We start from the raw sequence: 24206 nt of genomic DNA on the forward strand, positions 1-24206 counted from the left end.
GCAGAGCAGTTGCGTTAGACCCGGGCCGCCCGCGTGCCGCCTCGGTCTGGTCTTGGTCCGGCCCTGGTCAGGAGTGAGTGCATGGCCCCAGTGCGAGTGAGCTTCGGCATCCAGTCCCGCTTGATTCTGGGCATGGCGCTGGCGGCCGGTTTGCTGGCTTTGGCACTGGGTTGGTCCTGGACCTCGCGGGAGGAGCAGGAGCTCAACCTCGCCCTCGACCACCGCCAGACCCGCATGGCCAGTCTTGTCGCCCTGGGCTTTGCCGGGCCGATCTGGAACCTTGACAACATCGCCATCAAGAACCTGCTGGACGCCGTGATGGCGGACCCCGAGGTTCACTCCATCGAGCTGCGCCCGGTCGGCGTCAATGCCGAGCCCCTGCGCCGCCAGCGCAGCGAACCGGCCGTGGAACCGCTGAGCCGCCAGTTCGACATCAGCTACCAGGCCGCCCCGGACCTGGCCCCCACGGTGGTGGCCCAGGCCACCCTGGTGCTTAGCCGCGAGGGCGTGTACCGCCAGGTGGCACAGATGCGCCGCTTCGTGGCCAGCTTGCTGGGCGCCATGCTGGCGGCCGTGGTGGCGGCCAGCCTGCTCCTGGTCAACCGCCTGGTGCAGCGCCCGGTGCAGCGCCTGGGCCAGATGGCCCGCCAGGTCTCCGAGGGCCGCTTGGGCGCCACCACCGAGGTCGAGCGCGACGACGAGATTGGTGCCCTGACCGAGCAGTTCAATCTGATGAGCGCCCGTCTGCTGGCCTCATCCGAGGGCCTGCAGCTCAGCGAGGAGCGCTTTCGCAGCCTGTTCGAGAACGCCACCGAGGGCATCTTCCAGTGCGATGCGCGCGGCCGCCTGCTCAGCCTCAACCGCGCCCTGGCCCTGATGCTGGGCTTCCACAGCCCGGCCCAGGCCATGGCTTCGGGCCGGCGACTGCGCAGCCTGGTGCAGATCGAGGCGCAGGAGTTCAAGCGCATCGCCCTGGCCCTGCAGCGCCACCGCCTGCTGCAGCAGGTGCCGCTCTTGATCGCCACCAACGAGGGGCGCCAGCTCTGGGTGGAGTTGAGTGTCCATGTCGTGCCGGGTGGTGGCGGCCAGGGCCTGCGCATCGAAGGCATGGTCAGCGACATCAGCCTGCGTCGCCAGGCCGAGCAGGAGCTCACGCATTACCGCGACCATCTCGAAGAGGTGGTCACCGAGCGCACCCGCGAGCTCAGCGAGGCCAAGGCCCGGGCCGAGAGCGCCAGCCAGAGCAAGAGCCGTTTCCTGGCCACCATGAGCCATGAGTTCCGCACGCCGCTGAACGCCATCCTCGGCTTCGGCCAGCTGCTGCAGATGGATGCCAGCCTGAGCCCGGCCCAGCAGGCCAAGGTGGGCCAGATCCGCGATGCCGGCGAGCATCTGCTGAGCCTGATCTCCGATGTGCTGGACATGGCCAGCATCGAGGCCGGCAAGGTGCGCCTGCAGCCCAGCTCGGTGGACCTGCGCGCCCTGCTCGATATGGTGGCCGACAGCGTGCGCCTGCGTGCCGAGCAGAAGAACCTGGATTTCCAGGTCGAGATCGACCCGCAGCTGCCGACCCGCGTGCTGGTCGATGGCCAGCGCCTGCGCCAGGTGCTGATGAATCTGCTGTCCAACGCGGTCAAGTTCACCGACCAGGGCCGCTTCGGTCTGCAGGTCAGTCTGGTCGCGCAGCAGGACAGCCGCGCCCGCATTGCCTTTGTCGTGCACGACACCGGCATCGGCATCGCCCGGCGCATGATGGACCGCCTGTTCAAGCCCTTCGAGCAGGTGGCCGAGGACGCGCGCTGCTTGGGCGGCACCGGCCTGGGCCTGTCGATCAGCCAGCAGCTGCTGCGCGAGATGGGCGGCGAGATCCGCGTGCGCAGCGAGCTGGGCGAGGGCAGCGTGTTCGAGTTCGAGCTCAGCCTGCCGACCACGCACTGAGCCGGGCGACTCTCCCGCCGGTTCTCCAGGCCGCAGGCCCGGGCGCGGCATACTGGGCCGCATGAGCTGGATTGTTTTTCATAAGCTGTTGGCCATTCTGATTGCGGTGGCCATCGGCTGGTTTGTCGGCCGCATGCGCTGGCTGGGTGGGGCGGATGCCGGCGGCAGCGGCGGTGACCCGGCGCGGGTGCTGTCGAATGTGGCCTTCTACATCTTCGTGCCCGCCCTGCTGTTTCGCACCACGGCCCGGGTCGAGTTCGCCAGCCTGCCCTGGCTGACGTTGACGGCTTTTTTCGCCCCGGTGCTGGGCCTGCTGGTGGCCTTGTATGCCTTGCAGCGCTGGCGCGGTGCGGCGGCCGCCGGTGCGGCCGTGCCCAGCGTGCAGGCCATCACCGCCACATTTGGCAACACCTTGCAGGTCGGCGTGCCGCTGGCGGCCGGTGTGTTTGGCGAGGCGGGCCTGGCCATCCACATCACCGTGGTCAGCCTGCATGCGCTGAGCATCCTGACCGTGTTGACCGCCCTGGTGGAGCTGGACCTGGCGCGTGAGCGCAGCCAGGGCCAGCCCACCGGCCTGGGCAGCCTGCTGGCCAACACCGTGCGCAACACGGTGATCCACCCGGTGGTGCTGCCGGTGGTGGCGGGCCTGTGCTGGAACGCCCTGGGCCTGGGCCTGCCGGCGGTACTCGACGAGGTGCTGCAGATGCTGGGCACGGCCGTGGTGCCGCTGTGCCTGACCCTGATCGGCATGTCCCTGGCCTACCTGGGCTGGCCGCAGCGCTGGACCTCGGTGTTAGGTCTGGTGGCGGCCAAGCTGCTCTTGCTGCCGGCCCTGGTGCTGGGCCTGGGCTATGCGCTCGGTTTGCGCGGCATGCCGCTGGGTGTGGTGCTGATGATGGCGGCCCTGCCCACCGGCTCCAACGCCCTGATCTTTGCCCAGCGCTACCGCTGTCAGGAGGGCGAGACCACCGCCGCCGTGGTGGTGTCCACGCTGGGCTTTGTGCTGACGGCGCCGCTGTGGCTGGCGCTGCTGCAGCGCATTCCGGCTTGAGGGCTGCCAGCCTCAGGGCAGCGAAGGGGCGGCCGGCGGGCGTGGCGGGCTGGGCGGCTTGAGGCGCGAGATGGCAGCAGCCGGTGCGGCGGAGGCCGCGGGCGCGGCCTGGGCGGGTGTGGCCGGCGCCGCCGGCGCTGCCATGGCCAGGCGATCCATCACCGGGTCCAGTGCGGCCTCCACCTTGCCGCGCTCATGTTCGCTCAGGCCGCGGGCTGCCTGGCGATAACGGGCCAGCAGCTCGGCATCGGCCGGCAGGTGGGCCGCCAGGGCGCTGAGCAACTCGGCCCGCTCGAAATCGGAGTCGATGCTGCGTGCGGCATCGAGCACACCCAGCAGCGCGGCCTTCTGGTGCACGCCTGCGTCGAGCAGGGCGCTCAGGGCCATACGACGCTCAAAGTCGCTGTCGATGCGGCGGGCCGATTCGCTGTAGGCCCGCAGGGCCGCCTCGGCCTGCGTATCGAGTGCCGCCTGGCGCGGCAGCTTTTGGGCCACGGCCTCCAGGGCGCTGCGGTGCTCGAAATCGGAGCTCAGGCCCAGGCTGGCCTGCAGGGCGGCGGCCAAGGTGGGCAGGCCGCTTGTGGGCGACTGCCGATCGACGATGTCGACGATGGCGCTGCGCTTTTCAAAGTCGGAGTCCATGCCGTCCACCGCCTGCAGCCATGCTTGCAGCGTGGCCGGCTCGCTGCTGAGCGTGGCGGACAGGGTCTCCAGCACCTGGCGGCGTTCGAAGTCCGAGCTCATCTGCTGCAGGCTTTGCAGCAGCTGGGCCTGCAGGGTCGGGCTCAGGGTCTGCTTTTCGATCAGGCTTTGCAACAGCTGGCGGCGTTCGAAATCCGAGTCCATGCCCTCGTGGACACGGATCAGGGTCTGCAAGGTGCTCTCGCTTTGCGGGCCTTGCTGGAGCAGGGCCTGGGCGCGGCCGCGGCGGCGGTGATCCTCGATGTTAGGCGCCTGGATGTCGGCCAGTACGCGCGCCACCCCGCCTTGTGCCAGCAGGCTGCGCACGCGTTTCTCGCTGCCCTCGATGGTCTCGCCGGCCAGGGCCACGCGATCGCGCAGCCAGGCCTGGCCCTCGGCGTCCGGGGTCTGCTCCTTGCCGTCGAGGCTGTAAACCAGGCGCGCTGCCTGGCCGGCTTCGCCCGGAAGGAACTCGGCACGCCGGTGCCAGCCCTCGCGCCGCTCATCGATCAGCAGGCGGCCCTGGCTGAGGCTTTCGAGCGCGGTCTGGTCGGCGTTGAAGCGCATCTGGCCGCTGAGGCGGATGTCCAGGTTGTGCGAGGGGCTGTTTTTGACGATGCGGGTGCCCATGGCCGAGCCCACGCCGAAGCGCGCCTCGAAGCTGTGGCCCAGGTCGCGCAGGCGGCTCAGGTCCAGCGGCTGGCTGTGGCCCACGCCCAGCAAGGGCAGGGCCAGTGCGCACAGGGTCAGGCCGCCGACCAGCACGCGCTTGCGCCAGAGCTCGCGTGCAGGCAGGGCGGTGGAGGGTTCGGGCTTGGGGTTCATGGTCGGGTCTCCGTGCGGGTTGGGGGCAGGGTTCATCAGTGCCTCGATGCGGGCCAGCAGGGGCGAGCGGCCGCTGGCGGCCATGCGGCTCAGCAGCTGCAGGCGCCGCACCGGGTGGGCTGCCTGTTGCAGCTCCTGGGCGCAGCGGTACAGGCTTTCCGCCAGGGCGCGGCGCGCCTGCTCGCGGGCGGCATCGCTGGGGCGGGCGGTGGCCCAGGCGTCGCAGGCCTGTTCGGCCAGGGCGTCGAGCCGGCGCAGGGCCAGGCGGTTCAGGGGTTGCAGCCAGGCCAGCTGGTTCAGCAGCTGGGCGGCCAGGCGCCAGGCCGGATCGCGCCGGCGCAGATGCGCCAGCTCATGGGCCAGCACCGCCTCGCGCTGCGCGGGCGGCAGCTGCAGGGCCCAGGCGGGCAGGCAGATGGCGCCGCCCGGGGCGATCAGGGGGCTGGGCCAATCGGCGCGGCCCAGGCGCAGGGGCGGGGTCGGCAGGCCGGCGGACCGGGCCAGGGATTGCAGGCAGCCGTGCAGATCGGCATCGTCGTCCAAGCGGGGCAGGCGGCGCGCCTGCACGCGCAGGCGCCACCAGGCCAGGGCGGTGGCCAGCAGGCCCAGACCGGCCAACAGCGCCCAGGCCGCCGCCAGTGCAGCCACGGCGGCGCTGGCTTCGGGGGTCAGTTGCAGCCAGGGGCGTGGTGCGGCCGGCGCTTGGCGAGTGGGGCGCTCTGCGCCAGTCATCGGCGCGGGTTCGCGCATCGGTGGGGTCGCTGTGGCGGTCGGCGCGTCGCTTGGCTCCGGGAGGGCGGGGCGCTCGATCGCTGTGCTGGCGGCGGTGGGCGATGCGAGCGGCCCGGCCGTCGGTGCCGGGCTCCAGCTCAGCAGCGTGGCCAGGCCGGCCGTCAGCACCGGGCCGAAAAAGGCCAGGCGCCACAGGGCCTCGCGATGCGAGGCCTGGCGCGGCTGCAGGCGTGCGCTGCGCTCGATCAGCCAGGCGCCGCCGAGCAGCAGGCTGCTGTGCAGCAGGTAGTTGAGCAGGCCGCTGCTCAGGCCAGCCAGCAGCAGGGGCGCGTTGATGCTGAGGGGCTCAGTCATGGCTGCCGTCCTTGGGGTTCTTGCTCGTGCCGCCCTTGGCCAGCAGGCGGCGCATCTGCGCCATGTCCTCGTCGGCAATGTCGCCGGCTTTCAGCAGGTGGCTGAGCAGGGCGCTGGCCTTGCCGGCGAACAGGCTGGCCAGCAGGCCGCTGACCATGGACTTCTGCACCTCGGGCTCGGACACGCAGGGGCGGTAGACCAAGGCGCGGGCCTCGCGATCGCAGGCCAGCAGGCCGCGCTTCTCCAGGCGCTGCAGCAAGGTGGCCACGGTGGTGTGAGCCAGGGGGCGGCCCTCGGCGCGCAAGGCCTCGGCCACCTCGGCCGTGCTGGCCTGGCCGCGCTGCCAGAGCACGCGCATCAGGCTCAGCTGCAGCTCGCTCAGGCTCAGTTCGCTTTTGTCTTCGGACATGGACTTGGTCTCTACTACAGGTGTCGTACTACAAATGTAGTTGAGTGCCGTGCGCGGCGCAAGCGGGAAGGTGCGCAGTGCGCATCGGCCGGTCGATGGCCTGGCACAGAATGGCGCCCACAGCCCGCATGCCGCGGCGCTTGATGCCGGGGAGGGTGCATGGATCTTGGATTGAAAGGCCTGAGGGCAGTGGTGACTGGCGGCTCGGCCGGCATCGGTGCGGCCATCGTGCAGGCGCTGGCGGCCGAAGGCTGCGAGGTGGCGTTCTGCGCGCGTGGGCCCGAGCGCATCGCCGCCCGCCTGGCCGAGTTGCAGGCGCTGCAGCTGCCGGGGCGGGTGCAGGCACGCGCGCTCGATGTGGCCGAGCCGGGCGTCTTCGAGGCCTGGTTGCAGGAGCTCGGGCCGCAGGACATTTTTGTGGCCAATGTCAGCGCGCTCTCGGCCGATTGGTCGCAGGCCTTGGCGCTCGATGTTGCTGCCACCGTGCGCTGCTGTGAGGCCATGCTGCCCTGGCTGCAAGACTCGCCCCATGCCGCCATCACCTGCATTGGTTCGCGCGCCAGCTCTCAAGCCTGCCCGAATTCCGAAGCCTACGGCGCGGCCAAAGCGGCCGTGGCGCATTACGCGAAGTCGTTGTCGGCCCGTGTGCTGCCGCGGGTGCGGGTCAATCTGGTGTCGCCCGGCGACACCTGGGTCGAGGGCGGATTTTGGGGCCGTATCGCCGAACAGCAGCCCGAGGCCTACCAGCGCGCGCTGCAACGCAACCCGCTGAAGCGTCTGGCTCGCGTGGAGGAGATTGCTCGCGTGGTGGCCTTCATTTCCAGCCCGGCCGCCAGCTTTGTGGCCGGTGCCAACTGGTATGTCGACGGCGGCTCCACCAGCCATGTGCAGCTGTGAGCGCGCCGCCGGTGGAGGCGCTGTCGCTCAGCGATTGGGCAGGAGGTTCAGGTGGAAGGCCAGGGTCTTTTCCTGATCGCTCTTGCAGCCGGCTTGGCGCAGCGCTGACTGCAAACGTGCCCGCACTTCGATGGGCGTGTTTTCCTGGCGAACCTGGCTGATGCTGTCGCCTTTGACGGTGAACTCGACGCGCGCCAGCGATGCCTCCATCAGCTTGCGGGTGTCACGTTCCAGGGCCTGCTGCAGCTTCTGATCGATCTGCGGGCAGGCTTGGCGAACGGGGCCCAGTTCGTCCTGGCCGGGTACGGCCGCTTGAGCGCCGAAGGCTGCGAGAGCGAGTGCGGACAGAGCGATGCGTGCGGTGGCGGTGACAGTCTTCATGGTGTGGCCTCTTTGCGTTAGGTGCCGACGCCGGCACGGGGTGGTGAGTCGATGGCTTCAATGTAGGAAAGCAAGCGACCGGGCGACAGCGGCCTGCGATGAAGTCCAATATTTGGGCGACGATCTGCAAGCCTGCCCGCATGAACTGCTGCCGGTACAAGATGAAATTTGGTGGCCGTTGCAATTCGGGTAGACCCGGGTGCGAGAGGCGCGCGCGCCGGCTGTGAGGAATGGCATGGGTATCGATGGAACCTGCCTGAAACTGCCGCATCCGGCACATCGCGGAGAATGGCGCCATGAGCTCGACCCTGCCTTCTCCCGATCTGGCCGCCCAGGATTTGCCCTTCTACATGAGGGCGGTGGGCCAGGCCGCCCGCCAGGCTTCGCGCCGCATGGCGGCCGCCTCCACCGCCGCCAAGAACCAGGCCTTGCTGAGCCTGGCCCGCCGCCTGCGCGAGGCCGGCCCGGCCCTGGCTGCCGCCAACACCCGTGACCTGAAAGCCGCTGCCGCCGCCGGCCTGGACGGCCCCATGCTGGACCGCCTGAAGCTGAGCCCCGAGGTGATCGAGACCGTGGCCCAGGGCTGCGAGCAGATCGCCGCCATGCCCGACCCGGTGGGTGAGATCAGCGGCCTCAAGCGCCGCCCCAGCGGCATCAGCGTGGGCCAGATGCGCGTGCCCCTGGGCGTGTTCGGCATGATTTACGAGAGCCGCCCCAACGTCACCATCGAGGCGGCCTCCCTGGCCATCAAGAGCGGCAATGCCTGCATCCTGCGCGGCGGCTCCGAGGCGATCCATTCCAACCTCGCCCTGGCCGAGTTGGTGGCGGCCGCCCTGTGCGAGGCCGGCCTGCCGCCCGAGGGCGTGCAGCTGATCGCCAGCACCGACCGCACCGCCGTGGGCCTGCTGATCACGGCGCCCGAGCATGTGGATGTGATCATCCCGCGTGGCGGCAAGGGCTTGATCGAGCGCATCAGCGCCGAGTCCAAGGTGCCGGTCATCAAGCATCTCGACGGCAACTGCCACTGCTATGTCGACGCCGAGGTCGATTTCGACCTGGCCCTGACCGTGGTCATGAACGCCAAGACGCAGAAGTACAGCCCCTGCAATGCCACCGAGTCTCTGCTGGTCCATGCCGAAAGCGCTTCGGATTTCCTGCCCCATATCGGCGCCCTGCTGGCCGAGAAGGGGGTGGAGATGCGCGGCTGCTCGCGCAGCCTGGCCTTGCTGGGCCCCATCCCGGGCGCCGTGATCAAGCCGGCGACCGAGGCCGACTGGAGCGAGGAGTACCTGGCGCCCATCCTCAGCATCAAGGTGGTGGACAGCCTCGATGAGGCCATCGAGCACATCAACCGCTACGGCTCGCACCACACCGACGCCATCCTCACCAGCAACCATGGCCATGCCATGCGTTTCCTGCGCGAGGTCGATTCGGCCAGCGTCATGGTCAATGCCAGCACGCGCTTTGCCGATGGCTTTGAGTACGGCCTGGGCGCCGAGATCGGCATCTCCACCGACAAGCTCCATGCCCGTGGCCCGGTGGGACTGGAAGGCCTGAGCTCGCTCAAATGGGTGGTGCTGGGCCAGGGCGAAGTGCGCCGCTGAGCATGGGCGACAGCGCCCGCCACACCGAACTGAACCAGCTGCTGCGCCAGGCGCAAGGCCTGGCCGAAGCTGAGCGCGGCCCCTGGTTGGCGGCGCTGGCCGCGCGCGATGCCGCCCTGGCCGCCGAGCTCGCGCAGCGCTTGATCCAGCAGGCCGAGACCCAGTTTCCTGCAGCCGCTGGGCCCGTGCCCCTCAGCGCCATGCCGGCGCTGGACGAGAGGCAGCAAGCGCCTTCACTGAGTGGCCAGCGCATGGGGGCTTGGCAGCTGCTGCGCAAGATCGGCGAGGGCGGCATGGGCCAGGTCTGGCTGGCGCGGCGGGCTGATGGCTTGTACGAGCAGGAGGCCGTGGTCAAGCTGTTGCGCAGTGATCTGCAGCAGGCGCCGCTGTCCCAACGTTTCGCGCGCGAGCGGGCCGTGCTGGCCCGGCTCAAGCACCCCGGCATTGCACGCTTGCTCGATGCCGGCATGGCGGACGGTGTGCCTTATCTGGTGCTGGAGTACGTGGCGGGCCGCACGCTCAGCGAGCATGTGCGGGCCGAATGCCCCACGGTCGCCTCACGGGTGGCCTTGCTGATCCGCGTGGCCCAGGCGGTCGAGCATGCCCATGCCCAGCTGGTGGTGCATCGCGACCTCAAGCCTTCGAACGTGATGGTCGGCGCCGAGGGCGACAGCCGGGGCGAGGTCAAGGTGCTGGACTTCGGCATTGCGGGTCTGCTGGATGAAGAGGATCCAGGCCACCTGACCCGCGTCAGCGGCCGTGGCCTGACCTTGTCGTATGCCGCACCCGAGCAGCTCAGCGGCACGCCGGTCGGCGTGGCGGCCGATGTCTACTCGCTCGGCGTGCTGTTGTTCGAGATGCTGTCCGGCCGCCTGCCCTTTTACAACGCCGGCAGCACCCGCACGGCCATCGAGCATGCTTTGCTGCACCAGGACGCGCCGCGGCTCGGGCCCTTGCTGGCCCAGGCTTTGGCCGAAGATGCGCCGGCGGGCGCCCGCCCGCTCGACGCCGAGCGCGCCCGCGGCGACCTGGAGGCCATCGTCGCCAAGGCCTTGCGCAAGCTGCCCGAGGAGCGCTACCCGGCCGTGAGCGCCTTGGTCGAAGACCTGACGCGCTGGCTCCAGCATCGCCCGGTCAGCGCCCGCCGCGAGGACTGGCGCCATCGCCTGCGGCTCTGGATGCGCCGCAATGCCCTGGCTGCATCCCTGTCGGGCGGTCTGGCCGTGGCCGTGCTGCTGGGCCTGGGCGTCAGCCTGGATCAATGGCGCCGCGCGCAGGCGGCGGCCCATGAATCCGATCAGGTGACGCTGTACCTGACGGATCTGCTGGGCAGTGCCAGCCCCGATGTCCATGGAGGGCAGGCGCCCACGGTCATGGATCTGCTGGAGAAAAGCCGCAGCGAGATCGCAGGCAAATTCCAGGACCAGCCCCGCATCAAGGCGCGCCTGCTGGCCACACTGGCCGAAACCTACGGCGCCCTGGACCGCTACGACCTGGCCGCACCGCTGGCGCGTGAGTGGGTGGCGCTGATGGTTCAGCTCTACGGGGAAGACGACGAGCGCACCGTGGCGGCCCATATCAAGCTGGCCCAAATTTATGTGCCGACGGGCCCGCACGATTTGGTGGTGGCCGAGCTGGAGCCTCTGCGCGAGCGCGTGGCGCGCTTGCATGGCCCCAAATCCGATCCCATGCGCGAGCTCTACTACGCGCTGGCCAATGGCTATATGAAGACCGGCCGCCTGGGCGAGGCCAAGCTGGCCTTGGATCAAGCCGGCGAGTTGGTGCGGCTGCTCTACCCGGAGGGCCACTTCTATCGAACCTTCCACCACATGGTGGAGGCGGTCCGCCTGTCCGGAGAGGGGCGCATCAGCGAGGCCCTCGCCCAGCTGCGCCTGACCGAGCCGGCCTTGCAGAACCCGCCCAAGGAGAACCTGCGCCATGTGCTGGCCATCCGGCGCAACATCCTGACCATGGAGATCCGTGCGGGCCTGTACGACGGTGTGGAGGCGCGTGCGCAGGCCTTGGGCGAGGAGATGGACCGGCTGCATGGTCGGGGCAATTCCATGCGCGCCTTCATGTACCCGGAGATTGCGCGTTACCACCACGACCGCGCTGAATACGCGCAGGCCCTGGCCGCCCGTCTGGCCTTCAACACCCAAGGCAATGGCGCCCCCTTCAATGCCCGGACGGCGGCCAAGGCCTCGCTGTTGCTGGCGCGCGCCCAGGCGGGGGAGTCGCCTGCGACCGCCTTGCGCCAGGACGCCCGCGCCCTGCTGGAGGAAGTGGACCGGGTGCGTGAGCAGATGGGTGTGAGCCGGGCCGAGGCCTGGCTGGCCCTGGCGCGCAGCGGCCTGGTGCTGGGTGACCTGGATTTGGCGGCGGATGCTGTCGCCCGCCTGCGCGGCGATGCCGACCTGCATCTGGAGCGCGATCTGTGGCTGGAGAGCCGCGTCGCCCAGGTCGAGGCTGCGCTGCTGCGCGCCCGCGGCGATCTGGCCGGCAGCCGCCGCCTGCTGGAGCGCCGTGTGGCCTTGCTGGAGACCAGCCCGGACCGCCAGTTGCCGCCGCTCTGGCAGGCTCGCCTCGACCTGGCGCTGACCCTGGTGATGATGGGCGCCGCCGATGCGGCCGCCGCGCTGGCCGTAGCGCGCGAGGCCCGCCCGCCGCAAATGCCGGCCGGTCATCCTTTCGATGCCTTGCAGTCGCTGATGCAAGCGCAGCTGGATGCACCGGGCAGCGACAGCCCCGCCGCCCGCCAGGCGCGGAGCGCTTTGAAAGCGGGCCTGCAAAAAAACGCCGCCCATCCGCCCGAGATTCGGGAGGACCTGGGCGGCTGGTTCTGAGCCCGTGGGCTGGGGCCGAGCTCAGGCCGTGGCGCGGCGGCGGCGGGCCAGGCCCAGCACACCGGCCAGCCCCAGGCCCATCAAGGCGTAGCTGCTGGGTTCGGGCACGGCAGTGACGGTGCGGGTGAAGCCGCAAGTGGCCCAGTCACCACTCTCGCAGCTCGATGCGATGACGGGCTGGGCGGCGGCGTACAGCACCCGGCCCTGGGCATCCACGCCGGTGTACTGCAGCGTCATCGAGGTCTGGAACAGATTGACGATGCCTTCCGGTGCGCCCCCCGCCTTGGGCGTGAAGCGGCCAAACAGGTAGTCGTAGCTTTGGCCGGGGGCCAGATTGAAGTGATTCTGGTAGGTGGGGCCCGGTAGTTGCGGGTTGTAGATCGTGGCGAATTCGAAGTCGTAGCCTGCGAACTCGCTGCCCGACAAGGTCATCGAGGCGCTGAGGAAAACACTGTCAATTCGCGCGAAGACGCTCTGTGTGGTGGTCCCCGTGATCGGGTCGTGGTAGAAGCCCTCGTGCGGCAAATCCGTGGGTGAGATGCCGGTGAGGGGCTCGCTGGAAAAGCTGAACGCCGGGGAGTCTGCGTCCAGCGTCAGGCGCAGCCAGATGTCAATCGCATCCGTGGTGCTGACCGTGCCTTTGGGCTGCAAAAACGTCAGGCTGCCACGTGGCAGCTCGGCCCAGGCCGCCTGGCTCGCCATGAGGCAGGCAGCGGCAATCAACTTGAAGGTGTGCGATTTCATGGGTTTCTCCCCCTCCTGGATTTGACAGGCGCGCAGTGTCAATGACCGGTCATGCTGCTGTCATTCGCAGTTACCCTGCTTGCCCGGGATTCGAGGGAATCTTCACTTTCGCCGCTGACCTGACACCGTGACTCAGCGCATTCCGCTCAGCCGCGCGTCCTTGGGCGGGCTGATCAGGTACTCGGCCGCGAAGCGCTGGCTTTGGCCAGGCGCCAGCTTCTCGCTGCCCGGTGCAAACCTGGCCCGCCCTGCCGCAAACGCCGTTCAGGTGCAGGTGGCGCTGTAGAGCACGATGCAGGGCGCATTGCAAAACGCACAGCAAAGGAATGCCGCCTATCCGCCCGAAATTTGGGCAGACAGGCGGCCGGTTCTGACTCAGCGGCTCGGACTGATGCGAGCTGTTCAGGCCGAGCGGCGGCGGCGGGCCAGGCCCAGCACACCGACCAGGCCCAGGCCCATCAAGGCGTAGCTACTGGGTTCGGGCACGGCGGTGACGGTGCGGGTGAAGCGGCAGTTGGCAAAGTCGCCGTTCTCGCAGGTCGAAGCAATGACGGGCCGCAGGTTGGAGTTCATCCATCGGCCTTCTGCGTCCACGCCAGAGTAGTAGATCGTCATCGAGGCGTCGAACAGGTTGATGACGCCCTCTGGCGCCGCGCCGTTCCTCGGTGTGAACCGCCCAAATAAATAGTCATAGCTTTGGCCCGGCGCCAAGCTGAATTGGTTCAAGCCATTCGGTCCTGAAAGCTCTGGGTTGAAGCTGGATGAAAAGCTGAAGTCGTACCCGGGCACCACGCCACCCATCGAAGAGCTGAGAGTGATGCTGTCAATGCGGGCAAACGTTCCGTAGCTGTACGAGCCGGTGCTCGAGTCATAGTGGTAGCCATAGGGCGGCAAGTCGCTCAGCGAGATGCCTGTGATCGGATAGCTGGAAAACGTGAATGCCGGAGAGTCGGCGTCAAGGGTCAGCCGAACCCAGATGTCAATCGCCTCGGTCGTGCTGACCGTGCCCTTGGGCTGCAAAAACGTCAGGCTGCCACGGGGCAGCTCGGCCCAGGCTGCCTGGTTCATCAAAAGGCATGCGGCGGCAATCAGCTTGTAGCTTCGCGTCTTCATCGACTCTTCCCCGGCTTTGAGATGCGCGGAGTGTCTCTGGCGTGTCATGCCGCTGTCATGCGCAGTTACCCTAGCGGCCCCGCGATCAGGGGAATCTTCCCTTTGTCCATTGGGCTGCCAGTGCAGGTTCAGCGCAGCCCGCTCACCCGCGCGTCCTTGGGTGTGCTGATCAGATACTCGGCCGTGAAGCGCTGGCTCTGGCCGGGCGCCAATTGCAGCTGCCACGCGACCACGCCGGGCAGCTGTTTCCAGCGCTGCTGGCTCGGCTGCGGGTTGAATTGGGTTTGCACCTTGATGTCCTCATGCTGGGCCACGGGCGAGGGCTCGATCAGCTGTAGCTGGATGGGCTGGCGGTGCAGGTTCTCGACCAGGTAGGCGCGGCGGATCTTCTGCTCGTTGCGGCTGCCGATGAAGCCGCGCTCCGCCCCGTCTTTCTGCGGCGGCTCCACCGCCACGCGCAGCAGCTCGTCGCGGCCGAAAAAGAGCTCCAGCTTTTCCTCGCTGCCCAGCTGCAGCTGGCTGTTGCCGATGAAGGCCCCGTCGCGGAAGAGCTGCAGCGCGCCGGCCGGCCAGCTGCCGCTGGGGCGGTTCAGCTCGGCCAGCAGATAGGCCTGGCGGTCTTGCTGGGGCTGCACGCGAGCGAACACCTGGGCTGTCATCTTTTCGCTACCCAACGCAAAGCTGACGCGCTGGCCGTCGCTGCTGATGGAGACGCGCCCCGGAACCTCGAACTCCGCGGCGTACTCGCCCTGCTGAGTGCTGATGTCGAAGCTGGGAAGGGCTGGGGCTTCATCCGCGCTCCGATTCGATTTGAAGGCCGGCGCGGGCGCTGCCATGAGCGGCGCGGCCATGCGAGAACCAGTTACTTGAAGCTCCTGAGCGGCGATCGGCGGCAGGATGTCCAGGGTCCAGGGGTAGGGCGGGGGCAGGCCGCTCTGGCTGCGCGGCGTGCTGGTGCTCAGGCGCAATTGCACGCCACTCCAATCCTCGCCGCTGGTCTGCGCCACCTGGGCCAGACGCTCCAGGCGCAGCTGCTGCCCCTGGGTGTCGAGATGGGCGCGGTAGATGGGGTTCCAGCCCGCTTGATTGAGGCGGTAGCTCAGGCGCAGCTCGCCGGTGCGGGCGGCGGCCAGGTTGATGCGCACGCTGCGCAGCTGCGGGTTCGCTTGAATCAGACGGTCGCGCTCTGCTTGCAGAGGGCTCAGCTTTTCGTCGAGGTCCTGTAGGCGTCGCGCGAGCTGATGTTTGCGCAGCCAAGTTTCCTGGCCGCCACGCTTGAGGGCCTCCAAGGTACTGGTGATCGGTGCTGGTGCAGACTTGCCGTCACCCGCCCCACCGTAGCTCTTGAGAAAGCCAAGGGCCAAGTCCTGCGCTTCGCTTTCGGCGTTGATGCTGGCGCGCTGGTCCTCCAGTTCTCGAATGCGGGTGTCCAGCGGGCTGCTGTGGCACTCGGGAACGCGAACACGATCCAATGTCTGGATGCTGATCTCGCCAATTTGGATGCCGGTATCGGCTTGCACTTGCAAGGAGTCCGCCTCGAAGCGGGCGGGCAGGCAGTGAATCACGAGCTCGCGCGCGCCGGCGGCCACGTTGGCCGTGCGCTGCACCGTGGCGCCGCCCGGGTAGACCAGAACCTGGCTGATGGGCGCCGATGCGGGTGCCGCCTGCGCCGCAATGGCATAGGGCAGCAGAACGCCAAGCAGGCGTGAGGCAATGGAGGTTTTCATGAGCGCTTGTCCAGGAGTGCGTGTAGCTGCGAGCTTAGCGCGGGGGGGGCGATGTCGGGCCGTTTCCTGGCGCGGGGCGACCCTGGCACACTGGTGGGCATTGTTTGCCGCCACCGTGCGGTGCTTTCCGAGTTGTCACGCATGAACCTCCCGACGCCGCCCCAAGCGCACACCGAACGCAAAGCCCTGGTCCTGTTCTCCGGCGGCCAGGATTCCACCGCCTGCCTGGCCTGGGCCCTGAATCGCTATGCCGCGGTCGAGACTTTGGGCTTTGACTATGGCCAGCGCCACCGGGTCGAGCTGGAATGCCGCCAGACCGTGCGCCGCGAGCTGGCGGCGCAGTTCCCGGCCTGGGCCGCCAAGCTGGGCGAAGACCATGTGCTGGACCTGAGCCTGTTGAGCCAGATCTCCAGCACCGCGCTGACCGAAGATCGCGCCATCGAGATGCAGGCCAATGGTCTGCCCAACACCTTTGTGCCGGGCCGCAACCTGCTCTTCCTGACCTTCGCCGCCACCCTGGCCTACCGCCGCGGTGCCTCGGTGCTGGTCGGCGGCATGTGCGAGACCGATTACTCGGGCTACCCCGACTGCCGCGACAACACGCTCAAGGCCTTGCAGGTGGCCCTGAGCCTGGGTCTGGACACGCCGATGACGCTGGAAACGCCGCTGATGTTCATCACCAAGGCCCAGACCTGGGCCCTGACCGAATCGCTGGGCGGCGCTGCACTGAACGAGTTGGTGGTCGAGCACACCCACACCTGCTACCTGGGCGAGCGCACCCAGCGCCACGCCTGGGGCTATGGCTGCGGCAGCTGCCCGGCCTGCGAGCTGCGCGCGCGCGGGCATGATGAGTTTCTTGCCTTGAAGGCCGGAGCCTGAACATGGAGCCGACCGACACGGGCTGGAGTTGGGGTTGGGCCGGCTGGGGGCTGGCCGCCATGCTGTTGTTCTGGGCCATTGGCGCCTACAACCGGGTCATGAGCTTGCGCAACGCGATCGCGGTGGCCTTTGCTCAGCTGGACACCCATATGAGCGCGCGTGCCAGCGTCTGCGCCGAATTGCTCGCTGTGCTGCGCCCGCTACTGCCCAATGAGCAGGCCACCTTCGACGCCCTGGATGCTGCCCAGCAGGAGGTGCAAACTGCCTTGCAGGCTGTGCGCGCCCGGCCCTATGCCGGTGACCCGGTCGCCAGCCTGGGTGTGGCCAGTGCCGTGCATGCCGCAGCTTTGACGCGGCTGATGTCCATGCTGGAACACCACGCCGAGCTGCGCGAGCACCCCGAACTGTTCGCCCAGGTGGACGAACTCAAGATGATCGAGCGCCAACGTTCCTTCACCCGCCAGGTCTTCAACCAGGCGGTGGGCGCCTACAACGAAGCCATCATCCAGTTCCCGACGCGGGTGCTGGCCAGCTTTTACGGCTTTCGGGAGGCGCGCTCGCTCTGAACGTGAATTTGGGGCTGGTTGGATGCAGCATATTGCGAACCCTTGTGGTGCCGATCGCTCCCGCTGCGGTGGCTCGGCCCGCCGCCGGGCTCATGGTTCGCGGGTCGGCTCTGCGAGCCGACTCCCCTCGGTGCTCACTGCGCGGCTCAGCGGCGCCAATCTCCCTCCGTTCGCTGCGCTCACTGTGGTCAAACAGTGGCGCCGAGTCAGCGCTTGAAGCGCGCGGGTACGCGCGCCTGAGCCGCTCCACTGCGCCCTCGGCCGCGCACAAATCGCCCGTCGGCGGGCCGAGCCGCCTCCGAAGATGGCGTTCTCCACCGACGAGGGGCACATCGACCGCGATGCAAGCGCCCTGCAGCCCGTGCCGCTGCCGGGCGATTTGTGCAGGGCCGAGCAGCACAGCGCTTCGGGGCGCGCACGTACCCGTGCGCTTCAAGTTCTGACTTGGCGCTTCTGTCTGAACGAAGCGAACGCAGGGAGCGAAGCGAGTTATGCGCCAGCCCCGAGGTGCGAGCAGCGCAGGGAAGTCGGCCCGCCAGGGCCGACCCCGGAACCATGAGCCCGGTGGCGGCGCGGGCTGCAGGGCCTCACGAGAAAACCGAGAGACTGCAATGTGCCGAACGCCGCCTCAGCTGCAGACGATGGCGCCCGAGCTGACCAGCTCGTGGAACAGGGCCATCAAGGCGCGGCCGCTCATGCGGTAGGGGTCGAGCTTGGCGGTTTCGGAGTACTTGAGCACCAGGCCGGGGTTGAGGCGCTGCAGATTCACCTGGCCCATGGACCAGCCGGCGAATTCCCGCTCGCCCACCTCTTCGTAGCTGAGCAGGATCACGTCGTGGTGGCGGTTGTCGCTGACGATGCGCTTGTAGCGGGCGTTGATGGCATCGCGGCCGCCTTCCAGCACCTGCATGAAGATGCCGTCGGTGTAGCAGAGCAGGCCGGTGATGCCTTCGGCGGGGTTGTGCTCGCGCGACTGTTTCAGGATGGTGCTGAGCTCGGCATCGCCCATGGGGCTGTGGGCGCGGCTGGCGTAGAGAAGACGAACTAGCATGGGGAGGGCTCCGGTGGGGCTGACGCCGGCGCTGGGCTCGACGTCTTCGACGGTTTCGACTTACTTCTTGCTCAGCAAGGACAGGAATTCGCGGCGCAGATTCGGGTCCTTGAGGAAGGCACCGCGCATCACACTGTTGGTCATCTTGGTTTCCGTGTCCTTGACCCCGCGCCAGTGCATGCAGAAGTGATCGGCTTCCATGACGATGGCCAGGCCGTCCGGCTGCACGCGTTCCTGCAACTCGTTGGCCAGCATGGTGACAGCCTCTTCCTGGATCTGCGGGCGGCTCATGATCCAGTCGCAGATGCGGGTGTACTTGGACAGGCCGATCAGGTTGGAGTGTTCGTTGGGCAGCAGGCCGATCCAGACCCGGCCCATGATGGGGCAGAGATGGTGCGAGCAGGCGCTGCGCACGGTGATGGGGCCCACGATCATCAGCTCGTTGAGCCGGGTGAAATTGGGGAACTCGGTGACCGGCGGCATGGGCACGTAGCGGCCCTTGAAGACCTCGCGCACAAACATCTTGGCCACGCGCTTGGCGGTGTCCTGGGTGTTGTGGTCGCTGTCGGTGTCGATCACCAGGGCGCGTAGCACCTCCTGCAGCTTGGCCTGGACCTCGGCCTGAATTTCGTCCAGCTCGCCATCCTTGATGAAATCGGCGATGTTGTCATTGGCGTGGTGGCGGCAGCCGGCGCCGACCAGGCGGTAGCGCACGCGCTCCGAGGCGGGCAGCTCGGCCAGCTCGCGCTCGTCGCGGGGAGTGGGGTTTGCAGGCAGGACGCCGGTCATGGGGTGTTCTCGCTGTTCGGTGCAATGGGGCATTGTGTCCGGATTGCAAAGTCCTTGCAGTGCCAGGTCTTGCCTGCCTGCTTGGCGGGCCTGCTCCCCTACACTGAAGCGGTGAGCCCGACTGCGAAAACATCTTCTGTTGCTTCCTCTTCCCCCGCCCCGGCCAAGCTGGCGCCACCGCTGCACAAATTGCTGCTCCAGGTGGCGGACGCCGTGCAAGCCGTGCGAGCGGGGCGTTCGCTGACCGAGCTGCTGTCGCAATGCCCGGCCGAGCTGCGTCCAGGCACCCAATCCTTGAGCTTTCATGTGTTGCGCCATCTCGGCGCGGCCGAGGCGCTGCGCGCCGTGCTGGCGCCGAAGAGCCCGCCGCCCAAGGTCGAGGGCCTGCTGCTGACGGCCCTGGCCTTGCTGTGGGACGCGGGCGGCGGACCGGGCTCTGCGCCCTATGCCGATCACACCGTGGTCGACCAGGCCGTCAGCGCCGTGCGCAAGCGCATGCCGGCCAGCGCCGGCTTCGTCAACGCGGTCTTGCGCCGCTTTTTGCGCGAACGTGCCGATCTGCAAGCCCAGGTGACCGCGGCCGAAGCCGGCCCGGCCGGCGAGGTGGCCCGCTACAACCACCCTCGCTGGTGGATCGAAAAGCTGCAGGCCGATTGGCCCGAGGTCTGGGACCAGCTGCTCCTGGCCAATAACAGCCACCCGCCCATGACCTTGCGCGTCAATGCGCGCCAGGGCAGCACGGCGGAGTATTTGCAGCGCTTGCAAGAGGCCGGCATTGCCGCCCGGGTCCTGGGTCCGCTGGCGCCGCAAGCCCTGGTGCTGGAGCGCGCCGTGCCGGTCAGCAGCCTGCCGGGTTTTGCCGAGGGCGCGGTGTCGGTGCAGGATGCGGCCGCTCAACTGGCCGGACCCTTGACCGTGCTCGCCCAGGACGGCCTGCCGGCCTTGCCTGCCGGCGCTCGCGTGCTGGACGCCTGCTCGGCCCCGGGCGGCAAGACGGCGCATTTGCTGGAGCTGGCCGATCTGGATCTGCTGGCGCTGGACAGTGACGCCCAGCGACTGAGCCGGGTTCAGGACAATTTGCAGCGACTGGGCCAGCAGGCCCAGCTCAAGGCCGTGGACGCACGCGACACGGCCTCCTGGTGGGATGGACGGCTTTTCGATGCCATCCTGCTCGACGCGCCCTGCAGCGCCTCCGGCATCGTCCGCCGCCATCCCGATGTGCGCTGGCTGCGCCGGCCGAGTGATATCGCCCAACTGGCTGCCATCCAGGCGCAGTTGCTGGACGCGCTCTGGCCCCTGCTCAAACCGGGCGGGCGTCTCGTCTACGCGACGTGCTCCCTGTTCAAGGCCGAGGGGGAGCAGCAGGTCGATGCATTTTTGCAACGCCAATCCGACGCCTTGCGCCCCGCGCTGCAGGCAGTCACCGGACACCTGCTGCCGCTCGCACACAATGGGGCGCCGCCGGACGGGGCCCCGCCCGACGCATCTGCGTCAGCTTCACCAGGCACCGAGGCTTTGTTCGACGGGTTCTTCTACGCTGTGCTGAGCAAGCGGGCCGCCTGAGCCCGGCGTGCCCGGCACTCCCGCCCTGGATTCCTTGGTTCTTATCGCGCCTTCGCCCTCTTGCTCTTGAGTTCACCCGCCCCCGTTCACCGCTGCAGCCTCCAGCCCAAGCCCGCCTCGGCGGCTTGGCAACTGCTGTGCCACTTCGGCGCGGCGCTGCTCATGGCCGTCTGCCTGGCGCTGGTCGCCCCGGCGGCGCGGGCCGAGGGGGTGGATCTGACCGGCATCTCTACCAGCCGAACGGAAGAGGGCTTGGACTTGAGTTTCAGCACCCGTTTCGAGCTGCCGCGTGCGGCCGAGGATGCGCTGATGAAGGGCGTGTCGCTCTATTTCGTGGCCGAGGTGTCCTTGCAGCGCAAGCGCTGGTACTGGCGCGACGCTCGGGTGTCCAAGGTGTCACGTGGCTGGCGTCTGTACTGGTATGCGCTGACGCGCCAGTACCGGGTCAGCTCCGGCGGTCTGACGCAGAGCTTCAACAACCTGCCCGATGCCCTGGCCTCGCTGCGCGGGGTCTCGGGCTGGCGCATTGCCGAGGCGCGCGAGCTGGAAGAAGACGGCAACCACTATCTTGAGTTTGCCTACCGGCTCGACACCTCACAGCTGCCCAAACCGATGCAGATCGGGCTCAGCGCTGGCCAGGGCTGGAACCTGGGGGTTGAACGAGTCTTCGGCCTGAATCCGGATTTCAGCCCTCGTACCTCTGCTCCCGCACCATGAGCAAGAAGGCGCGTTGGGCCTGGATCATCGCCCTGGTGATCATCACCGGCATTTGTGGCGTGCTGGCCTTTTTGCTGTCCATCGGCGCCACCAGCCAGCGCGGCTTTTTCGAGCGCCACTATGTCTGGCTGTTCTGGCTCAATGCCTGTGTGGCGGCCCTGCTGCTGCTGGTGATCGTGGGCGCGGCGGGGCGTTTGTTCCTGCGGGTGCGCAGCGGCAAGTTCGGCAGCCGGCTGCTGATGAAGCTGGCCGGCATCTTTGCCCTGGTGGGCATGGTGCCGGGCCTGTTGATTTACGGCGTGTCCTACCAGTTCGTCAACCGCAGCATTGACAGCTGGTTCGATGTGCGCCTGGCCTCGGCCCTGGAGGCAGGTCTGAACCTGGGCCGCGGCACGCTGGATGGCCTGGTCAACGACCTCGGCAACCGCACCCTGGATGCCGCCGAGCGCCTGGGCGAGGCGGGCAGCCTGCCCCAGCCTCTGGTGCTGGAGCGGCTGCGCGAGCAGCTCAGCGCTCGCACCGTGGCCCTGGTGGCCAGCAATGGCCAGATCCTGCTGTCGGTTGGCGGCGATACCAGCTCGCTGGTGACCGATCGGCCGGCCGAAGCCTTGTTGCGCCAGGCGCGCAACACGCGGGTGGTCAGCCATCTCGAAGGTTTGGAAGACGAGGCCCTGGCCCTGCAAGGCCAGGCCCGCATCCGCGCCATCGCCCAGCTGCCCAATGTCGATCTGCGCTTGGGCCTAGTCAGCTCGACCGAGCGCTTTCTGATGGTGGTGCAGCGGGTGCCCGCCCCGGTGCTGGCCAATGCCTTGGCGGTGCAGAACGCCAGCAGCGAGTACCAGCAGCGCGCGCTCGAGCGCGATGGCCTCCGCCGCATGTACCTTGGCACCCTGACCCTGGTGCTGGTGCTGGCGGTGTTCGCGGCGGTGCTGATCGCCGTGGCTTTCGGCAATCAGCTGGCGCGGCCTCTGCTGCTGTTGGCCGATGGCGTGCGACAGGTGGCCCAGGGTGACCTCAGCCGCAAACCCATGCTGAGCTCGCGCGATGAGCTGGGGGGGCTGACCCGCTCGTTCGCCGACATGACCGAGCAGCTCTCCGAGGCGCGCGCCATGGTCGAGCGCAGCGTGGCGCAGCTGGAAAGTGCCCGCACCCATTTGCAAACCATCCTCGACAACCTGACGGCCGGGGTGATCGTGTTCGATGCCGAGCGCCGCATCGACACCGTCAACCCCGGCGCCACCCGCATCCTGCGCCTGCCGCTGTCGGTCTACCAAGGCCGGCCGTTGGGCGAGGTGCCCCATCTCGAGGCATTTGCCGAAGCGGTGTGGCAGCGCTTCGAACAGGTCAACCCCGAGAACGGCGAGCGTGACCATTGGCAGGATGCTTTTGAGCTGCAGCTCGATGCCAGCCACGATGTGCTGACCCTGCTGGTGCGTGGCGCGCCGCTGCCGCAAGGTGCGCGGCTGATGGTGTTCGACGACATCTCCGAGGTGGTCTCGGCCCAGCGCTCGGCCGCCTGGAGCGAGGTGGCGCGACGCCTGGCCCATGAGATCAAGAACCCCTTGACTCCCATCCAGCTCTCGGCGGAGCGTCTGCAGCACAAGCTGGAGTCCAAGCTCGAGGGCGCCGATCAAGCCATGCTGGTGCGCTCGGTCGCCACCATCGTCAACCAGGTGCAGTCCATGAAGCAGCTGGTCAATGAGTTCCGCGACTACGCTCGCCTGCCTTCGGCCCAGCTCAAGGCTCTGGATCTGAACGCCTTGGTGGCCGAGGTGCTCACGCTGTACGCCGAGGCGCAGGAGCAAGGGCGCTTGCGCGCCGAACTGGCGCCCGAGGCCAGCCGCATCCTCGGCGACCCGACCCAGCTGCGCCAGGTCATCCACAACTTGGTACAGAATGCGCTCGACGCCGTGCAAGAGCAGCCCGACGGGCTGGTGCTGGTGCGCACGCAGCAGGCCTTCACCGAGGCCGGCGAGCCCCGCTCCCTGCGCTTGCAGATCACCGACAACGGCCCGGGCTTCGCGGAGAAAGTGCTCAAGCGCGCTTTCGAACCCTATGTGACCACCAAGTCCAAGGGCACCGGCCTGGGGCTGGCGGTGGTCAAGAAAATCGCCGACGAGCATGGCGCGCGCATCCGCGTCAGCAACCAGCATGAGCAGGGCGACGAGGCGCAAGCGGTGACCGGGGCGCAAGTTTCGTTATCATTTTCAAAACTCGCGACTGCAGCAGCCGATGCGGGCTCTGCTGAAAAGCCCCATTGAACTAGGACTCCATGGCAACAATTCTTGTAGTCGACGACGAGCTGGGCATACGCGCTCTGCTCTCTGAAATCCTCAGCGACGAGGGTCACACGATCGAATTGGCGGAAAACGCCGCGCAAGCGCGCGCCGTGCGCGAGCGCATGCGTCCGGACCTGGTGCTGCTGGACATCTGGATGCCCGACGTCGACGGCATCACCTTGCTCAAGGAATGGGGCGGCGCCGGCTTGCTGACCATGCCGGTCATCATGATGAGTGGCCATGGCACCATCGACACCGCGGTCGAGGCGACCAAGTTCGGCGCCATCGCCTTCCTGGAAAAACCGATCACGCTGCAGAAGCTGCTGCGCGCCGTCGAGCAGTCCCTGGTCAAGGCCGCGCCGCGCCCCGCACCGGCCGTGGGCCTGCCCAGCAGCTACAGCCGCAGCAATGAGCTGACGCCGCAGTACGTGGCGCCGAGCAGCCACAACGTCATGCCCCAAAGCAGCCTGCCGTCAGCAGGCCTGGCCTCGGAACAAAGCTTCGAGCTCGACCGCCCGCTGCGCGAGGCGCGCGATGCCTTCGAGAAGAGCTACTTTGAGTTCCACCTGGCCAAGGAGAACGGCTCCATGACCCGTGTGGCCGAGAAAACCGGCCTCGAGCGCACCCACCTCTACAGAAAATTGAAACAATTAGGGGTGGACCTCAGCAGAAATAAGCGCGGAGCTGGAATTTAGTGCTATAGTCGTGGTCTTCGCTGATTTGAAGAGCTTTTCGAAGCGCAGCAAGCCAGCGAAGACGCCGTCGTCAAGACAGCGGCCTGGTAGCTCAGTTGGTAGAGCAGCGGATTGAAAATCCGCGTGTCGGTGGTTCGATTCCGCCCCAGGCCACCAAATACCAGACACAAGCCCATCGCCTCGGTGGGCTTTTGTTTTTCCGGCCCGGCTTGGGCCGGACGCAGCTGGAGCCGATCCAACTGCCCATGTGGCTCAGTGGTAGAGCACTCCCTTGGTAAGGGAGAGGTCACGCGTTCGATCCGCGTCATGGGCACCATCAAGGCCACGCCCTTCAAAGCCCGTCCTGGTTTGTGACGGGCTTTTTGCGT

19 protein-coding genes and 2 tRNA genes are annotated in these 24206 nt (G+C 67.9%); 13 read left to right on the forward strand and 8 right to left on the reverse strand.

Annotated elements, in window-relative coordinates:
* Positions 1–81 precede the first annotated feature (81 nt).
* Entirely contained in the window at positions 82–1938 is a 1857-nt protein-coding gene (locus AC1Q6P_RS06350; protein ID WP_102768352.1) for an ATP-binding protein, read from the forward strand.
* 61 nt (positions 1939–1999) lie between these two features.
* Positions 2000–2989, forward strand: a complete 990-nt coding sequence (locus AC1Q6P_RS06355; RefSeq protein WP_492664934.1) for an AEC family transporter — start codon at positions 2000–2002, stop codon at positions 2987–2989.
* A gap of 12 nt (positions 2990–3001) precedes the next feature.
* Here AC1Q6P_RS06355 and AC1Q6P_RS06360 read toward each other — a convergent pair whose 3' ends face one another.
* Positions 3002–5581, reverse strand: coding sequence for a M56 family metallopeptidase (locus AC1Q6P_RS06360; RefSeq protein WP_492664933.1), 2580 nt, complete (start codon positions 5579–5581; stop codon positions 3002–3004).
* Positions 5574–5990 (reverse strand): BlaI/MecI/CopY family transcriptional regulator, encoded by a 417-nt coding sequence (locus tag AC1Q6P_RS06365; RefSeq protein ID WP_102768349.1) that lies wholly within the window; start codon positions 5988–5990, stop codon positions 5574–5576. Before AC1Q6P_RS06365 ends, AC1Q6P_RS06360 begins: the two co-directional genes overlap by 8 nt.
* Before the next feature lie 159 nt (positions 5991–6149).
* On the opposite strand from AC1Q6P_RS06365, the gene AC1Q6P_RS06370 reads away from it, so the two are divergent.
* Positions 6150–6887, forward strand: coding sequence for an SDR family NAD(P)-dependent oxidoreductase (locus tag AC1Q6P_RS06370; protein WP_492664932.1), 738 nt, complete (start codon positions 6150–6152; stop codon positions 6885–6887).
* Positions 6888–6914: 27 nt separating this feature from the next.
* Here AC1Q6P_RS06370 and AC1Q6P_RS06375 read toward each other — a convergent pair whose 3' ends face one another.
* Positions 6915–7268, reverse strand: coding sequence for a hypothetical protein (locus tag AC1Q6P_RS06375; protein WP_102768347.1), 354 nt, complete (start codon positions 7266–7268; stop codon positions 6915–6917).
* A gap of 350 nt (positions 7269–7618) precedes the next feature.
* On the opposite strand from AC1Q6P_RS06375, the gene AC1Q6P_RS06380 reads away from it, so the two are divergent.
* Together AC1Q6P_RS06380 and AC1Q6P_RS06385 are read left to right on the forward strand one after the other, a co-directional pair.
* The gene (locus AC1Q6P_RS06380; RefSeq protein WP_492664966.1) at positions 7619–8872 is read left to right on the forward strand and encodes a glutamate-5-semialdehyde dehydrogenase; all 1254 of its coding nucleotides are present in this window, start codon (positions 7619–7621) and stop codon (positions 8870–8872) included.
* Between the two features lie 2 nt (positions 8873–8874).
* Positions 8875–11715: a protein kinase domain-containing protein gene (locus tag AC1Q6P_RS06385; RefSeq protein WP_492664931.1), complete on the forward strand. Its 2841-nt coding sequence runs from the start codon at positions 8875–8877 to the stop codon at positions 11713–11715.
* Between the two features lie 21 nt (positions 11716–11736).
* Here AC1Q6P_RS06385 and AC1Q6P_RS06390 read toward each other — a convergent pair whose 3' ends face one another.
* The 3 genes from AC1Q6P_RS06390 to AC1Q6P_RS06400 form a co-directional block, all read right to left on the reverse strand.
* A complete protein-coding gene (locus tag AC1Q6P_RS06390; RefSeq protein WP_492664930.1) occupies positions 11737–12459 on the reverse strand; it encodes a PEP-CTERM sorting domain-containing protein in 723 nt (240 codons plus the stop codon).
* Positions 12460–12861: 402 nt separating this feature from the next.
* A complete protein-coding gene (locus AC1Q6P_RS06395; RefSeq protein ID WP_492664929.1) occupies positions 12862–13572 on the reverse strand; it encodes a PEP-CTERM sorting domain-containing protein in 711 nt (236 codons plus the stop codon).
* 128 nt (positions 13573–13700) lie between these two features.
* Positions 13701–15299 (reverse strand): DUF4139 domain-containing protein, encoded by a 1599-nt coding sequence (locus AC1Q6P_RS06400; protein WP_492664928.1) that lies wholly within the window; start codon positions 15297–15299, stop codon positions 13701–13703.
* A 141-nt stretch (positions 15300–15440) separates the two neighbouring features.
* Between AC1Q6P_RS06400 and queC the strand changes: the two genes are divergently transcribed.
* Both queC and AC1Q6P_RS06410 read left to right on the forward strand, forming a co-directional pair.
* Positions 15441–16178, forward strand: coding sequence for a 7-cyano-7-deazaguanine synthase QueC (gene queC, locus AC1Q6P_RS06405; protein WP_171828161.1), 738 nt, complete (start codon positions 15441–15443; stop codon positions 16176–16178).
* A gap of 2 nt (positions 16179–16180) precedes the next feature.
* The gene (locus tag AC1Q6P_RS06410; protein ID WP_102768343.1) at positions 16181–16744 is read left to right on the forward strand and encodes a LemA family protein; all 564 of its coding nucleotides are present in this window, start codon (positions 16181–16183) and stop codon (positions 16742–16744) included.
* Between the two features lie 628 nt (positions 16745–17372).
* On the opposite strand, the gene AC1Q6P_RS06415 is transcribed toward AC1Q6P_RS06410, so the two are convergent.
* Both AC1Q6P_RS06415 and folE read right to left on the reverse strand, forming a co-directional pair.
* Positions 17373–17795: a BLUF domain-containing protein gene (locus tag AC1Q6P_RS06415; RefSeq protein WP_102768332.1), complete on the reverse strand. Its 423-nt coding sequence runs from the start codon at positions 17793–17795 to the stop codon at positions 17373–17375.
* 60 nt (positions 17796–17855) lie between these two features.
* Positions 17856–18584, reverse strand: coding sequence for a GTP cyclohydrolase I (gene folE / locus AC1Q6P_RS06420; RefSeq protein WP_102768331.1), 729 nt, complete (start codon positions 18582–18584; stop codon positions 17856–17858).
* A gap of 111 nt (positions 18585–18695) precedes the next feature.
* On the opposite strand from folE, the gene rsmB reads away from it, so the two are divergent.
* The 6 genes from rsmB to AC1Q6P_RS06450 all read left to right on the forward strand — a co-directional run bounded on the left by rsmB (position 18696) and on the right by AC1Q6P_RS06450 (position 24154).
* Positions 18696–20147 (forward strand): 16S rRNA (cytosine(967)-C(5))-methyltransferase RsmB, encoded by a 1452-nt coding sequence (gene rsmB / locus AC1Q6P_RS06425; RefSeq protein ID WP_492664927.1) that lies wholly within the window; start codon positions 18696–18698, stop codon positions 20145–20147.
* Positions 20148–20213: 66 nt separating this feature from the next.
* Positions 20214–20864, forward strand: coding sequence for a DUF4390 domain-containing protein (locus AC1Q6P_RS06430; protein ID WP_171828163.1), 651 nt, complete (start codon positions 20214–20216; stop codon positions 20862–20864).
* Positions 20861–23125, forward strand: a complete 2265-nt coding sequence (locus AC1Q6P_RS06435) for a sensor histidine kinase (RefSeq protein WP_492664926.1) — start codon at positions 20861–20863, stop codon at positions 23123–23125. The genes AC1Q6P_RS06430 and AC1Q6P_RS06435 overlap by 4 nt, the downstream gene beginning before the upstream one ends.
* Positions 23126–23136: 11 nt before the next feature.
* Complete coding sequence (locus AC1Q6P_RS06440; RefSeq protein WP_102768328.1) at positions 23137–23838, forward strand: response regulator; 702 nt, start codon at positions 23137–23139, stop codon at positions 23836–23838.
* A gap of 80 nt (positions 23839–23918) precedes the next feature.
* Positions 23919–23994, forward strand: a tRNA-Phe gene (locus AC1Q6P_RS06445).
* An 85-nt stretch (positions 23995–24079) separates the two neighbouring features.
* Positions 24080–24154, forward strand: a tRNA-Thr gene (locus tag AC1Q6P_RS06450).
* The last annotated feature ends 52 nt before the right edge of the window (positions 24155–24206 follow it).

The sequence above is a fragment of the Roseateles sp. GW835-FHT13E02 genome, assembly GCF_058794035.1.